The organism is Streptococcus sp. BS35b (assembly GCF_000286475.1).
Classification (GTDB): domain Bacteria; phylum Bacillota; class Bacilli; order Lactobacillales; family Streptococcaceae; genus Streptococcus; species Streptococcus oralis_W.
In genome coordinates, this window is record NZ_ALKH01000013.1 from 62,539 (window position 1) to 77,521 (window position 14,983).

Genomic DNA, 14,983 nt, shown 5'->3' on the forward strand with positions numbered 1-14,983 from the left:
CTATTCTGACTTATCAATATCTTTCTTCATCTCGTCAACGTTAAATTTGGCAAATAAATACTGGCGATCTTGGACTGGAAAACGTTGGTCCAACTGGTCGACTGCCCCAACCTCAATCATTCCTTCTTTGATAACAAAGTCCATCACATGCCCACCAAAGGTCAAATCATCTGAGATAAAATGCAAATGGTAGCCTGCAACACTCACCCCATGGAAAATCTCCGGTGTCCAAAATCCAACAATAGTTCCCGATACATTTTCACGGCTATATTCAGGTTGGTGAGTCGCTACATCAGCAAACTTGGTATCAGGGGTGGATTTAGGAATCATCCGCACGTGCATTTGTGAAAATTCGCCATGAATCTTGATGGAACGAAAAAGATTTTCCCCATCATAGTAGGACTCAATTCGCTTTTCCAATTCCTTGTCCGTCATCTCAAAGCGCTGACGAAAAATCACTTCTGCCTGATGAGGAACCACTGCTGCATAGGGAATAAGAGCATCTGCTGCTACCTCAACGATTTCAGGTGTTTGACCAGACCCCTTGGCTTGATAAGCCTTACCATCAAGGACAATCAACTCCCCATCAATCGAATCCAATGTTCCCAAGCCAAGGTCGCCATGTTCCAGTAATTCTCCTACGGTCATGGTTCCACCATAGAGACCTGCCATTAGGGCGCCTAAAGTATTGTATTGAAATAATTTTACCGGTTCCTGCACTTTTCTATCCATTCTCTTTCTTATCTTCTATTCAATGAATCATCATACTTTCTAAGTATACCACATTTGCTCTTAGATGTGAAAGGGAGAATTGCTTTTCCCATTGCAAAGGAGGCAAAAAAAAGGTACAATGTAACAAAATCAAGGGAGGTCTGGAATGAAGAAAGAAAGTAAATACCAAGCAGTCGTTTCCTTTCTAAAAAAAGGTATCGAATCAGGAAAATTCCCAACAGGTAGCCGACTTCCCTCTATCCGTCAATTGAGCCAAGACTTCCATTGTAGCAAAGACACTATCCAACGAGCCTTGCTGGAATTACGCCATGAACAATATCTCTATGCCAAACCCCAAAGTGGCTACTATGTTCTGGAACAAGGCCAGCATCAAGACTTGAAAATCGAAGTCACTGACGAACACGCTAGTGCCTATGATGACTTCCGACTCTGTGTCAATGAAACCCTGATTGGAAGAGAAAACTACCTCTTCAACTACTATGACAACCAAGAAGGCCTTGAGGAACTGAGACATTCTGTCCATCAACTCCTCTTTGACCAAGCCCTCTACTGCAAACCCGATCAACTGGTTCTAACTTCTGGCACCCAGCAAGCTCTCTTTATCCTTTCTCAGATTGACTTCCCTAGCAAAGGAGAGGAGATTCTAGTTGAACAACCGACCTATCACCGAATGAACCGCCTCTTAGTCGCTCAGGGATTGGCCTACCAGACCATTGAACGCCGTATTAATGGCATTGACCTTGAAGAACTGGAAGAACAGTTCAAATCTGGGAAAATCAAGTTTTTCTATACCATTCCTCGCTTCCACTATCCCCTAGGTCATTCCTATTCTGATCAGGAAAAAAGGGCTATTCTGGATCTAGCAAACCAGTATGGTGTTTACATCGTAGAGGATGACTATTTAGGGGACCTAGATCCTAGAAAGGGCCAAACCTTCCACTATCTAGATACTGAGGATCGGGTCATTTATATCAAGTCCTTCTCAACCAGTCTCTTTCCAGCCCTTCGTATTACCGCTCTCATTCTCCCAAATGCCCTAAAAGAGGCCTTTGTTTCCTACAAAAATATCCTGGACTATGACAGCAATCTCATCATGCAAAAGGCTCTTTCTCTTTATATTGATAGCCAGTTATTTGAAAAAAATCGACTGGCTCGATTGACCCTTCAAGAGAACTATCAGGCTCAGATTAAGGAAGTACTTGAAAAAAACACCTGTCCCTTACCCCACTATCCTCTACACGATGGTCTTTTGCTTGATTTGAGACACTATCCTAAGATTGCCAGTCTCAAACACAGCTCACTTAAATTAGACTTTTTTGAGAAGGCTTATTTGGACGCCTGTCCTTATCAGTTCGCCAAAGTCACTCTTGAAAATCTAGAAGAGCTATTAGAATACATAAAAGCAGAATTGGATTAAAGTCCAACTCTGCTTTTTCTTATTGTTCAACTTCTGTTAGTTTCGCTGCCTTTTCAAGATAAGTTTGATAGGTTCCATCATCTTTCAGTTTTTGGATAACCTTATCGACTACTGCTTTCAAGTCTGATTGATCCTTCTTGATAGCAACAGCATTGGCTTCGCCATCTTTCATCGTCAAATTAACAGTTGCAACGGCAAGATCTGAGTTTTTACCTGCGTAGCTAAGAGCAACTGGTTCATCCATATGAACAGCATCCACTTTTCCAGCCTGCAATTCATTGACTGCTTCCCCCATATTGGTCAAGGATGTCAATTGGGCATTTGGCAATTGTTCCTTGACCATGGTTTCTGGAACAGTTCCCTTTTGAGCTGCGATATTCGCACTTGCAAGGCTTGAAAGATCCTTGTACTTGTCTAAATCGGCTTTTCTAACCAAGAAACTCATCTTGTTTTCATAGTAAGGGATTGAAAAGTCAAAGACTTCCTTTCTCTCATCTGTGGCACTAATTCCCGCAATTGCTAAGTCAGCCTTTCCAGTTTGAAGGCTGGTCAAAACATTGTCAAAACTCATGCTAGAGATTTCAAGTTTAACCCCAAGCTCATCCGCAATCGCTTGAGCCATATCAATATCTGCCCCAACCACTTGGTTTTTACCATCTACCAAGGATTGGAATTCAAATGGTGCATAGTCTGGGCTGGTCGCAACGACTAGCTTTCCTTTTTGTTTGATAGCGTCCACAGCAGACTGGGAACTATCCGTTCCTGACTGGCAAGCTACTAAAATCACGCTAGCAAGCATGCTACACACAACTAATATCCATTTCTTGAATTTCATAAATAAACGACCTTTCTGTTATTTCTGAATAATTATAACTCTTTTAAAAATACTTGTCAACCCTTTTAGAGATTTTGAATGTAAAATAATTCTTTTCATAAAAAGAAGACTGATTTATCACAATCAGCCTTTTATTCTGTATATTTAAACCGTTTCTTATAGCTCGACAATCTTCCCTGTTTCAAAGTAAACAACCCATTCACAGATATTTTTAGCGTAGTCTCCGATACGTTCCAAGAAGGAAATGACCTGGAAGTAATCACGACCTGTAACGATGGCTTCAGGATGTTTCTTAATTTCCTCTGTAGCCAAATCACGAATGCTATCAAAGTAATGGTTGATTTTTTCGTCCATCGCTGCTACTTCGTAGGCTTGATCCACCGAACCGTTCAGATAGAGATCTAGAGCCGCTTCGACGAAGTTTTTCACATCGCGTCCCATCTTTTTGATCTCTTCTTCAACTGCAGGAATGCGTTGTTCCCCCTTCATACGAATAGTTGCTTTTGCGATTGACACTGCATGGTCTCCCATGCGTTCCAGGTCTGATACTGCCTTAAGAACGGTCAATACAGTACGGAGGTCTTGAGAAACGGGTTGTTGAAGCGCGATCATTTCAAATGATTTCTTTTCGAGTTTCACTTCATATCCATTTACTTCTGCATCTTCCTCAATAACTTCTTTTGCCAAATCACGGTCATGTGTGACAAAGGCACGCACTGTACGATTGATTTGTGAGAGCACTTCTTGTCCCATGGCATAGAACTGGTTGTGCAATTTCTCCAAATCTTCTTCAAATTGAGATCGTAACATCATTCAACTCCTTATCCAAATTTTCCTGTAATATAATCTTCTGTTTCCTTGTTTTGTGGGTCTAGGAACATTTTCTTCGTATCGTTAAACTCAATCAAATCCCCATCTAGGAAAAATCCTGTTTTATCAGAGATACGAGAGGCCTGTTGCATCGAACGTGTTACCAAGAGCATGGTGTATTTATCTTTCAGACCATACAAGGTTTCCTCAATCTTACCAGCCGAGATAGGATCCAAAGCTGAAGTTGGTTCATCCAAGAGAATAATCTTGGGACTGGTTGCTAAGACACGGGCAACACAAACACGTTGTTGTTGTCCACCTGAGAGACCAATGGCTGAATCATGCAAGCGATCCTTGACCTCATCCCAAATAGAAGCGCGTTGCAAGGCTTTTTCCACCGCTTCATCCAAAACATGTTTATCCCTGACTCCATTGATACGTAAGCCGTAGACAACATTTTCATAGATAGACATAGGGAAGGGATTGGGCTGTTGAAAAACCATACCGATTTCCTTACGCAATTCAACCGTATCGGTACGTGGACTGTAGATATTGTGGCCATTATAAATCACTGTTCCAGTTGTTGTCACCTCAGGATTTAGATCGCCCATGCGGTTGATGGCTTTGAGCAGGGTGGACTTTCCTGATCCAGAAGGACCAATCAAGGCGGTTATTTCCTTAGGTTGGAAAGAAAGGGAAACACTATTCAAAGCCTTCTTTTTATTGTAATAAACGGACAGGTCTTTAACCTGCAAAATCGGTTCTGTCATACTGCTTCCTTTCTAACCAAAGTGTCCCGTTACATAGTCATTGGTTGACTGTAACTTAGCATTTTGGAAAATATTGGATGTCTTATCATACTCAATCAAATCACCTAAGTAGAAAAATCCTGTGTAGTCACTTGCACGCGCAGCCTGTTGCATACTGTGGGTAACGATGATGATGGTAAAGTCCTTCTTCAATTCCAACATGGTTTCTTCCAGTTGGGCTGTCGCAATCGGATCCAAGGCTGACGCCGGTTCATCCATCAAGAGGATATCTGGCTTGACAGAGATGGCGCGAGCGATACATAGACGTTGTTGTTGTCCACCAGAAAGCATCAAGGCTGATTTGTGGAGGTCGTCTTTGACCTGATCCCAAAGGGCAGCCTGTCTTAGAGAGGTTTCTACAATTTCATCAAGTACTTTCTTGTCCTTAACACCTGCACGTTCATGAGCAAAAGTGATGTTGCGGTAAATAGACTTGGCAAATGGATTTGGACGTTGGAAGACCATTCCGATATGCTTGCGCATCTCATAGACATTGATTTCTGGACGGTTGACGTCAATCCCTCGGTAGAGGATTTGACCTGTTACCTTGGCAATATCAATGGTATCATTCATCCGATTGAGACTGCGAAGATAAGTAGATTTCCCTGATCCAGAAGGACCAATCAAGGCTGTAATTTTATTTTTTTCAAATTGCATATCGATGCCCTTAATGGATTCATTTTTACCGTAGTAAACATGTAAATCCTTGGTAGAGAGGGCCACTTTTTCTTCAGGGAAGGTGATGATATGCTTTTCATCCCAGTTATATTTTGACATGGCTTCTCCTTTAGGCAGCGGTTAATTTCTTGTGTAAATAGCTTCCGAGTTTGCGTGCTCCAAAGTTAAAGATCAAGATAAAGATGAGGAGCACGGCGGCAGAACCAGCAGATACAATGGTAGCATCAGGAATGGTTCCCTCGCTATTGACTTTCCAGATGTGGACAGCCAAAGTTTCTGCTTGTCGGAAGATTGAGATAGGACTGGTAACACTGAGGATATTCCAGTTAGACCAGTCTAGGGCTGGAGCGGATTGTCCTGCCGTATAGATAAGAGCGGCGGCCTCACCAAAGATTCGGCCAGAGGCCAAGACAACACCCGTTACGATACCTGGAAGGGCTTCTGGAATGACGACATGGACCACAGTCTCCCAACGAGAGATACCAAGAGCTAAGCCAGCCTCACGTTGTGTATGGTGAACGTGTTTCAAACTATCTTCAACATTTCGAGTCATCTGAGGAAGGTTAAAGACTGTCAAGGCCAAGGCACCTGAAATGATTGAAAATCCATACTCAAACTGGACTACAAAAATCAAGTAACCAAAGAGACCTACAACGACTGATGGTAGAGAAGACAAGATTTCAATACAGGTTCTGACAAAATTTGTCACAGGTCCTTTTTTGGCATATTCAGCTAGGTAAATCCCAGCCCCCATAGACAAAGGCACAGAGATAATCAAGGTAATGACTAAAAGGAAGAAGGAATTATAGAGCTGAATCCCGATACCTCCACCTGCTTGATAAGAGGAGGATTTCCCAGTCAAGAAAGACCAAGAGATATGCGGTAACCCTCTCACCAAGATATAGAGAATCAAGGATGCCAAGATGGCAACGATGATACCCGCGATGGTATAGAGGACAGCTGTTGCAAGTTTATCTAATTTCTTAGCGTGCATAGTTTTTCTTTCCTCTTTCTTTCGTAATCAATTTAATCACACTGTTAAAGGCCAAACTCATCAAGAGCAAGACTAAGGCCAGTGACCAGAGAACGTTATTATCAACCGTTCCCATGACGGTATTTCCGATCCCCATAGTCAGTACAGATGTCAAGGTCGCAGCTGGTGTTGTTAACGAAGTTGGGATGACTGCTGAGTTTCCGACCACCATCTGAATGGCAAGGGCTTCACCGAAGGCACGCGCCATCCCAAAGACCACTGCAGTAAAAATACCTGAACGTGCTGCTTTCAAGGTCACACGCCAGATGGTTTGCCAGCGAGTGGCTCCCATAGCCAAACTGGCTTCACGGTAATGACGAGGAACAGCACGCAAACTGTCTGTTGTCATAAAGGTTACAGTTGGTAGGATCATGACAAAGAGAACGAAAATCCCTGACAAGATCCCAAAACCAGTTCCACCAAAGATGCTACGAACAAAAGGCACCACGACTTGCAAACCGATAAATCCATAGACGACTGAAGGAATACCGACGAGAAGTTCAATGGCCGGTTGTAAGATTTTTGCACCCTTTGGTGATACTTCTGTCATAAAGACTGCAGCTCCGATAGCAAAGGGTGTTGCGATGAGGGCTGATAAAATCGTCACAATAAAGGAACCCAAAATCATCGGAAGGGCACCAAATTGTTTCCCAGAAGGATTCCAAGTTTGTCCAAAGAGGAAATCAAAGATGTTGACCCCATTGACAAAGAAGGTCGATAAGCCTTTTTGGGCTACAAAAATCAAAATCATCGCCACAATGATGACAATCAAAGAAAGGCAGATGAAGGTCAAACCTTTACCAAACTTCTCAAGGCGAGAGTTCTTTGAAGGAGAGAGTAGTTTTTTAGATAATTCTTCTTGATTCATTATTGACCTCCTTCTACTGCTGTAACGGTACCTGAAGCATCCTTTTGGACTTTCATTTCATTGATAGAGATATAGCCCATACCCTTAACAATTCCATTTTGGGCTTCATCTGAGAGGACGAAATTCAGGAATTCAGCAGCTAACTCATTTGGCTGACCAAGTGTGTACATATGTTCATAAGACCACAAAGGCCAGTTGTTGGTCGTTACATTTTCAGACGTAGGTTCATACCCATTCAGTTTCATGCTTTTCACGGAATCATCTACATAGGCAAAGGCTAGATAAGAAATGGATCCAGGAGTTTGGGATACAATGGACTTGACCATCCCGTTAGAATCCTGTTCTTGGCTCTGCATTGCCGATTGGCCATTCATAACGACCGTATCAAACGTCGCTCGTGAACCAGAACTTGCTGCTCGGTTGATGATTGAAATTGCCAGGTCTTTGCCCCCAACTTCTTTCCAGTTGGTCACTTCACCTGTAAAGATTTTGCGAAGTTGCTCGGTTGTGAGATTTTCAACATCCACTTCCTTGTTTACAATCACTGCAAGACCAGCCACTGCAACCTTGTGGTCTACTAGAGCTGAAGCATCGATTCCTTCTTTTTCCTCTGCAAAGACGTCAGAGTTCCCGATGTCTACTGCTCCAGACTGGACTTGAGATAGTCCTGTACCCGACCCACCACCTTGAACATTAACTGTTTTTCCGATGTTTCTAGAACCAAATTCATCTGCTGCTGCTTCGACAAGAGGTTGAAGAGCTGTTGAACCAACAGCTGTCATGGATTCTCCACGATCAATCCAGCTAGCGCATCCTGCTAGAGAACCTGCCATCAAAAGTGCTGCAAGAGACATGACGAGCTTTTTTCTTTTTTTCACTGTTATTCTCCTTGAACATAATGATAAATGTTCTGATTTCTTCCGTTTGTCCTGATCATCCAATTATCATCAATGATTGTCCCGCTTTATTTTATCTAGACATTCTTAGGAGCGGGAAATTCCATCGTATAATATAAGTAATAATGAAAGACTATCAGAAAAAACTCATACTTCCACTATAACATAGAATAGGCTCTTTGACTAGCTTTTTCACCTGAATCTGAGTCCTTTTGGATAATAATTTTTCAAAACATTTCCCGTTACCTTGGCAAAGCCTAGTCCGTTTCCTTGAACCACAACTTGGTACCAACCATTTGGTCGAGCTTCAGACAGTTGAACAGTCTCACCAGCCGCATATTTTACAAAGTCCTCATCACTGATTTCGACACTTTGTTTTACTTGATTTGGTTTCAAGGCTAATCCCAGAGCAAAGCTTGGTTCGAAGCGCTTCTTTTTAAAAGTCCCCAGATGAAGTCCATTTCGGGCAATTTTGAGTTTCCCTAGATCAGGTAGCATCTCTGGCAGGAGATAGAGTTGATCTCCAAAAGTCTGCAAGATACCAGTTAGATTGACCCGTAAGTGTTTTTGGGCAAATTCTTGCCACAAAGCCAGTTGCTCACGACTGAGATTGCTCTTGCTAGCCTTGAATCTTGGTGCTGGATTTTTTCCCTTAAACTGCAGGTGGGCAACAAACTGGCCTTCTCCCTTGAAATGATGAGGATACATCCGCGCCGTTTCAGGAAGATCAATTCCTGCTACCATACCGTTCACATGCTCGACTGGAAGCAATTCAAATTCATAAGTATCCAGCAACCAGTGGACTATTTCTTCATTTTCCTCTGGTGCCCAAGTACAGGTCGAATAAACTAAACGGCCACCTTCAGCAAGCATGGTCACTGCATCTTCTAAAATTTCTCTTTGGAGACTAGAGCATTGGCTAGGATAATCGGTACTCCAATAATCCATGGCATCGGGCTGCTTACGAAACATCCCTTCACCCGAGCAGGGTGCATCAAGGACAATCACATCAAAGTAACCTTTAAAAACCTTGGCCAAGCGGTCAGCAGATTCATTGGTCACAACAACGTTTGTCGCTCCAAATCGCTCCATATTTTCCACTAAAATCTTAGCCCGCTTGCTTGAAATTTCATTGGAAACAAGGACGCCCTGATTAGCCAGATAAGCTGCTAGTTGAGTGGATTTTCCACCTGGTGCTGCCGCCAAGTCCAAGACCTTCATGCCAGGACTTGGTTGAGCCACCTGGGCCACCATTTGGGCTGCAGGCTCTTGCGAATAAACAAGACCTGTCGCGTGCTCTGGTGACTTCCCAGAAACTTTACCATAATACCCCCAAGGTGTATGGGGAATAGCATCTGCAAACGATAACTGACTTTCTTTTAAGGGATTGACTCGAAAAGCCGAAACCGCTTCCCGCTTAAAAGAGGCAAGAAAGTCTCTTGCCTCATCTTCTAGTATCGCTTTATATTTTTCAACAAATCCTTCTGGAAATTGCATTTAGTTCTCTTTCCTTTCGTAGATATAAGACTGAATCACTTCTTGCATCTCGATTGGCACCATCATGACAGGCTGACGCGTTTTAAAATCAGCAGGATCACCTGATACCGTAAGAAGGCGATACCCCAGACTTTCTCCTAAGATACTGGCCGCAGCGTAGTCCCATGGCTGCAGGTAGGTAATATAAGTCAGAAGACGACCCGATAAAACCTTGGCAAAACTAATGGCCGCACTGCCGTAGACACGGACACCCAACGCTGCTCGCCCCAAATCCGCCAGGCCCCACTCATTGCTTTCAAACATACCTGAGTTACCAGCAACCAGGAATTCTCTGAGGGGCTTCTTTTTAAAAGGCGGTAAGGGCTCATTATTACGACAAGGAGGAAAGGCACCACCACCATGGTAACAATCACCTTTCATGACATCATAGATGATGCCAAATTTGCCAACCCCATTTTCAAAATAAGCCAACATCACGGCAAAATCTTCCTGCTGAGCGACAAAGTTATTGGTACCGTCAATGGGATCAATCACCCAAACGGAACCTTGACCGACTGCAGCACGTAAACAACCCTCTTCCGCGCAAATCAAGTCCTCAGGATAGGAGTACTTGATCCGTTCAACCAAGAGTTCCTGGACCTCCTTGTCCAAACGCGTCACCAAGTCAGTAGGGGAAGACTTGCGCTCAACCTGCAAATCTTCTTTCATGTGAGCCAAAATATAGGCAGCAGCTTCCTTCACAATCTGTTTGGCAAATTCAAATTTAGTTTTCAAGAGAAATCTTCCCTTCTCTTTTTTCCTTGGCAGCCTGAACTGCTCGGTAAAGCGAATAACCACTAACTGTTTCAAATTCTCGTCCCAAACGTTTCTCTTCACTCTTGCTTGGCACGACCAATTTGAATTCCTTGTAAGACTCTAGCAGTTTTTTTGCTTCTACCTTATCTTCATAAGCAGCTTCAACATCATTAAAAAAAGAAAGCACTGAAGCAAGTTCTTCAGTGCTCCACGACAAATCTAGTGGGTAACTATACTGTTTGTTCATCTATCCAATACCAGCTCTCAATGTTGCTTCTTTCAATTCTTGTTTACGGTAACTACGAGGGAGAAAAGCACGAATCTCATCTTCATTAAAACCGATCTGCATGCGTTTGGTATCTATAATAATTGGGCGACGCAAAAGACTAGGATATTGCTCAATCAACTGAAGCAACTCCGATACCGAGATACTCTCTACATCAATATCCAATTTTTGAAAAATTTTTGAACGAGTTGAAATGATGTCATCAGTACCATTTTCGGTCAAGGAAAGAATATGTTGTAATTCTTTTCTTGTTAAAGGACTAGTCATAATATTATGCTCTTGAAAGGGCACTTTATGCGTCTCTAACCAAGCCTTTGCCTTACGACATGATGTACAACTCGGCGATAAAAATAGTGTAATCATGCTTTTCTCTTCTTTTATCTATACTTGCTATTTCTATTATACAAAAAAATAAAGCGCTTGACTAGGTATTTTTAGAAAAAAAGCCTATTTTTTCATAGAAAATAGACTGTTTTCTGCAAAAATCTCCTGCTTTGCAAGTTTATCTTTAGGATAACCTAACAATAAATAGGGAGTAGAGCAACTTCTCTCGTTTTTTATTAAAAATACAGAACTTTTTCCACTATTTCCTTGAAGCTTTAACAAAAAGGAAACTAAACATTCCTTCATACAAAGCAAAGAAAAGTAAAAAGGCATGGAGAAAGAAAGTCTCTGGCAAAATCCAAATAACGGGATCCTTTGCTGGATCAAAAAGCCAGGTATCATCTCCCACAAAGAGAATCTGATGGAAAAGAGTAAAGAATTGCTCAAAACCAATCAACACTCCTACAAGGCCAATGACTAGAGGCAATAGCACTAAAGTCAGAATACTTTTACGATATAGAGGTAGAAATCCTTTTTTCACAATCTTTCTAACAAAGAAATAGAAACTTGGAAGTGTCACCAAAGTGACTAGCTGAACCAAGTGGAAGAGATTTTTCACCACCGCAAAATGGTGTAAACCTGCAGCTGATGAACGAAAATCTGGCATCTCCAAGACCTGACTAAAGGGATTGGTCAGGTAATTCATTAAGATATGAAAATTGTACTGAATGGTTTCGGGCTTTAGATAGACTCGATTCGCTAAGTTCAGCCACTCAATTTCCAAAGGATAGAAAATCCATGCCAGATAAATGGTCAGTAGGATAGAAAGGGAGAGGAAAAAGAGCATACTTCCCCAAAAGGTCAGTTTAGTTTTCATCGAAATTCCACTCCGCAAGGCTAGAAACTACATGAGTTGGTGCGATTGGCAAGTCCGCCACTTCTTCTGCTTTGGTAAAACCTGTCGTCACCAAGAGCGTTGGAATGCCATTGTCAATCCCTGCTCGGATATCCGTCAGGTAATTGTCCCCAACCATGAGCAACTCTTCTCTTTTCAAATCCAAGTGCTCAACTGCCTTATCCATAATGATAGCATTTGGTTTTCCGATATAAACTGGTTTGACCCGTGTTGCTACTTCAAGAAGTGTAATTAGTGAACCAGCACCAGGCAAAAGACCACGTTCCGTTGGAATATTAAGGTCTGGATTGGTTCCGATAAAGTGAGCCCCCTTTTGAATGGCTAGAGTTGCTGTGGCAAATTTTTCATAGTCAACTTGCCAGTCCAGTCCAACGACCACATAGGCAGGATTTTCCTTGTCTTCGACATAACCAGCCGCCTGAATGGCATCCTTGAGTCCTGCTTCTCCGATGACATAGACTGTCTTTTCCAATCCCAAGTCATTCATATAGTCGATGGTTGCCAAAGTCGCTGTGTAGACAGTTGATAAAGGCGTGTTGATATTAAAATTCTTAGCCAACATCTCTTGTACACTCTCAGGAGTACGAGTTGTATTATTGGTCACAAAGAGGTAGGGAATTTCTCTTTTTTGTAACTCATGGACAAAAGCCTCTCCCGCTGGAATCCGGTCTTTCCCCTTGTAGATAGTCCCGTCTAAATCAATTAAATAACCTTTATAAGCCATATCGTCCTTTCTAATTGCCTTCAATTTCTTGCCAAGTAATCATGGCTTGGGCATTGATCTCGCCATCACTGATAATCTCATGCTTGCTTTCTAGTCCCTTGAGCTCATAAGCTGAAGCAATCATACCACCTGGTCGCACTTCTTTAACATATTTGAGATTGATTTTCTTTGGAATATACTTGGTCAAAAAGTCTGCTCCCATAACCTCAAAAATCCAATCCAAGTATTTACTGTTATTGACATGACCATTCATATCCAAGTCGTAAAAACGAACATGGTAGTCTTTACTGATCGGATCTTCTAGATTTGCATACTTTGGCCCTCGGATGAGTTTTTTATCAAACTCAGACTGGTAAGGAGCAACAATTTCCGGTTCGACAGCATGAACTTTCCGACTGTCTCGGTCCATGAGAACAAAGGTTGCTACCATGCGAATGATTTCTTGACCTGCTTCATCATAGATAGTGAAACGGCGGTAGCAAAAAAGACGATTGTAAGTCAATGCTTCTGTTTCAATCGTAATCTCTTCAGCAAAGCGAGGCAAGCGAACCACGTCAATCGCATAATCTGTAATAATCCAGACCAGATTGTAACGTTCTAGCATATCCTTGTCACTGACTCCTAGCTCAATCGACTGCATACCTGATACTTGCAAGGACAGCAAAATCACATCTGGAAGTTTGATATGACCGTTCATGTCCGCCATATCAAAAGGAATTTTCATTTTCATTTGATAAGTTAAGCCCATTGTTCTACTCCAAAATAAATCGTTCTGCTACAGTGTCTCCCAAGAAGAGACCCCTCTTTGTCATTCGGACACGATCACCGTCGATTTTCATGAGCCCTTGTTGAACCAAGTCTCTGATGATCTCACCATAAAGTCCATCAAAGGACCGTCCAAATTTCTCCTCAAATCGCGCCATAGAAACACCTGATTTCTTGCGGAGGCCTAGGAACATTTCTTCTTCCATCTGCTCCTTTTGAGTCAGGTGTTCTTCTGTTATCCGAGTATCTCCTGCCTCTACCGCAGTGAGATAGTGGCGGATAGGACCGTGGTTTTTATAACGCACCCCGTCCACATAACCCGAAGCACCCGCACCGATACCATAATACTCGGCATTGTCCCAGTACATGAGATTGTGGCGACTTTCAAATCCGGGTTTAGAGAAATTGGAAATCTCATAATGCTCAAAACCAGCTCGCTCCAGTTCTGCGATGATGTACTCAAACATCTCCGCTTCTAACTCTTCCTTGGGTAGGGGCAATTTCCCACGTCTCATGCGGTTCATAAAGACCGTATGATTCTCCAAAATCAAGCTATAAAGGCTCATATGAGGAATATCAAGCGAGATTGCCTTAGCGACATTGTCCTTGACCTGATCCATAGTTTGACCAGGTAGAGCGTAAATCAAATCGATGGAAATATTATCAAAACCGGCCAGTTTGAGGCGGTCGATATTTTCATAAATATCCTTCTCCAAGTGACTACGCCCGATCTTTTTCAGCATTTTGTCATCAAAAGTCTGCACACCTAAAGAAACACGATTGACTGGTGACTGTTTCAAAACCATAATCTTATCTGCATCCAGATCACCAGGATTGGCCTCAATGGTCAACTCTTCTAAGGCTGACAAGTCTAGGTTTTTAGTCAAGCCATCTAAGAGCAACTCTAATTGCGAAGCGGACAGAGCCGTTGGCGTCCCGCCTCCAATATAGAGAGTTCGTAACTTTTTGATATCATAAGAACGAAACTCCTCTAGTAGATGCTTCAAGTAACTATCTACTGGTTGATTTTTAATAAAAACTTTTGAAAAGTCACAATAATAACAAATCTGTGTGCAAAAGGGAATATGCACATAGGCGGACGTTGGTTTTTTCTGCATAGTACTTATTATACCACAAAGACAGGCTTGCAGATAAAAATCACCATCTCCAAAAACCAGAGATGGTGATACCTTATACTTCAGTAATATCGATGATGATTTCTTCTTGGTCTTCAGCAACGTCTGGAGTTGCTGACTGTTCTTGCCATTGCTCCTTGAGATTGTTAAAGGTTTCCTTTGACGCTTCTGTCGCTTGTCGAGCACAGTTTTTAGCTTGGTCAAGGACACTATCAAAAGTGATTTCACCAGATTCTACTTGTTCCTTTGTTTTCAATACAAAGTCAGTTGCCTGTTCCTTCACTTCTGTTAGTTTTTCACAAACCTGCTCTCTAGCATATTCTGGATCTTCTCTCAAATCATCTAGAAAATCCTGAGCTTGACTACAAACTTGCTTGCCCTTGTCACTCGTCAAAAACAAAGCAAGAGCAGCACCTGAAACTGTTCCTAAAAGGATAGAGGATAGTTTTCCCATAAGATTTC

18 protein-coding genes are annotated in these 14,983 nt (G+C 42.3%); 1 reads left to right on the forward strand and 17 read right to left on the reverse strand.

What is annotated here, in order from left to right:
• Complete coding sequence (gene budA / locus HMPREF1149_RS10085; protein WP_000375405.1) at nt 1-732, reverse strand: acetolactate decarboxylase; 732 nt, start codon at nt 730-732, stop codon at nt 1-3.
• Between the two features lie 145 nt (nt 733-877).
• Between budA and HMPREF1149_RS10090 the strand changes: the two genes are divergently transcribed.
• Complete coding sequence (locus HMPREF1149_RS10090; RefSeq protein ID WP_000712270.1) at nt 878-2,149, forward strand: aminotransferase-like domain-containing protein; 1,272 nt, start codon at nt 878-880, stop codon at nt 2,147-2,149.
• 19 nt (nt 2,150-2,168) lie between these two features.
• Here HMPREF1149_RS10090 and HMPREF1149_RS10095 read toward each other — a convergent pair whose 3' ends face one another.
• From HMPREF1149_RS10095 to HMPREF1149_RS10160, 16 genes are all read right to left on the reverse strand, one after another.
• Nucleotides 2,169-2,984 carry an ABC transporter substrate-binding protein gene (locus HMPREF1149_RS10095; protein WP_002879210.1) on the reverse strand — a complete coding sequence of 272 codons (816 nt, stop codon included), beginning with the start codon at nt 2,982-2,984 and terminating at the stop codon, nt 2,169-2,171.
• A 156-nt stretch (nt 2,985-3,140) separates the two neighbouring features.
• Nucleotides 3,141-3,794 carry a phosphate signaling complex protein PhoU gene (gene phoU, locus HMPREF1149_RS10100; protein ID WP_000946475.1) on the reverse strand — a complete coding sequence of 218 codons (654 nt, stop codon included), beginning with the start codon at nt 3,792-3,794 and terminating at the stop codon, nt 3,141-3,143.
• Nucleotides 3,795-3,805: 11 nt separating this feature from the next.
• Nucleotides 3,806-4,564: a phosphate ABC transporter ATP-binding protein PstB gene (gene pstB / locus HMPREF1149_RS10105; protein WP_000138671.1), complete on the reverse strand. Its 759-nt coding sequence runs from the start codon at nt 4,562-4,564 to the stop codon at nt 3,806-3,808.
• Between the two features lie 12 nt (nt 4,565-4,576).
• Nucleotides 4,577-5,380, reverse strand: a complete 804-nt coding sequence (gene pstB / locus HMPREF1149_RS10110) for a phosphate ABC transporter ATP-binding protein PstB (protein WP_000049851.1) — start codon at nt 5,378-5,380, stop codon at nt 4,577-4,579.
• A gap of 10 nt (nt 5,381-5,390) precedes the next feature.
• A complete protein-coding gene (gene pstA, locus HMPREF1149_RS10115; protein ID WP_000543049.1) occupies nt 5,391-6,275 on the reverse strand; it encodes a phosphate ABC transporter permease PstA in 885 nt (294 codons plus the stop codon).
• The gene (pstC, locus tag HMPREF1149_RS10120; RefSeq protein ID WP_001070945.1) at nt 6,265-7,182 is read right to left on the reverse strand and encodes a phosphate ABC transporter permease subunit PstC; all 918 of its coding nucleotides are present in this window, start codon (nt 7,180-7,182) and stop codon (nt 6,265-6,267) included. Before pstC ends, pstA begins: the two co-directional genes overlap by 11 nt.
• Entirely contained in the window at nt 7,182-8,060 is an 879-nt protein-coding gene (locus tag HMPREF1149_RS10125; RefSeq protein ID WP_000746361.1) for a phosphate ABC transporter substrate-binding protein PstS, read from the reverse strand. The genes pstC and HMPREF1149_RS10125 overlap by 1 nt, the downstream gene beginning before the upstream one ends.
• Before the next feature lie 210 nt (nt 8,061-8,270).
• Complete coding sequence (locus HMPREF1149_RS10130; RefSeq protein ID WP_001160260.1) at nt 8,271-9,575, reverse strand: RsmF rRNA methyltransferase first C-terminal domain-containing protein; 1,305 nt, start codon at nt 9,573-9,575, stop codon at nt 8,271-8,273.
• Nucleotides 9,576-10,349: an inositol monophosphatase family protein gene (locus HMPREF1149_RS10135; RefSeq protein ID WP_000850027.1), complete on the reverse strand. Its 774-nt coding sequence runs from the start codon at nt 10,347-10,349 to the stop codon at nt 9,576-9,578.
• Nucleotides 10,339-10,617 (reverse strand): UPF0223 family protein, encoded by a 279-nt coding sequence (locus HMPREF1149_RS0102215; protein ID WP_001041966.1) that lies wholly within the window; start codon nt 10,615-10,617, stop codon nt 10,339-10,341. Before HMPREF1149_RS0102215 ends, HMPREF1149_RS10135 begins: the two co-directional genes overlap by 11 nt.
• Nucleotides 10,618-11,019, reverse strand: coding sequence for a Spx/MgsR family RNA polymerase-binding regulatory protein (locus HMPREF1149_RS0102220; RefSeq protein ID WP_000631261.1), 402 nt, complete (start codon nt 11,017-11,019; stop codon nt 10,618-10,620). It abuts the gene before it with no gap.
• Nucleotides 11,020-11,239: 220 nt separating this feature from the next.
• A complete protein-coding gene (locus HMPREF1149_RS10140; RefSeq protein ID WP_000850606.1) occupies nt 11,240-11,857 on the reverse strand; it encodes a TIGR01906 family membrane protein in 618 nt (205 codons plus the stop codon).
• Nucleotides 11,847-12,620, reverse strand: coding sequence for a TIGR01457 family HAD-type hydrolase (locus tag HMPREF1149_RS10145; protein ID WP_000323527.1), 774 nt, complete (start codon nt 12,618-12,620; stop codon nt 11,847-11,849). The genes HMPREF1149_RS10140 and HMPREF1149_RS10145 overlap by 11 nt, the downstream gene beginning before the upstream one ends.
• A 10-nt stretch (nt 12,621-12,630) precedes the next feature.
• The gene (locus HMPREF1149_RS10150) at nt 12,631-13,368 is read right to left on the reverse strand and encodes an acyl-[acyl-carrier-protein] thioesterase (RefSeq protein ID WP_000524786.1); all 738 of its coding nucleotides are present in this window, start codon (nt 13,366-13,368) and stop codon (nt 12,631-12,633) included.
• Between the two features lie 4 nt (nt 13,369-13,372).
• A complete protein-coding gene (hemW, locus tag HMPREF1149_RS10155; RefSeq protein ID WP_001170101.1) occupies nt 13,373-14,503 on the reverse strand; it encodes a radical SAM family heme chaperone HemW in 1,131 nt (376 codons plus the stop codon).
• A 73-nt stretch (nt 14,504-14,576) separates the two neighbouring features.
• A complete protein-coding gene (locus HMPREF1149_RS10160) occupies nt 14,577-14,975 on the reverse strand; it encodes a YtxH domain-containing protein (protein ID WP_000517390.1) in 399 nt (132 codons plus the stop codon).
• Nucleotides 14,976-14,983 lie beyond the last annotated feature (8 nt).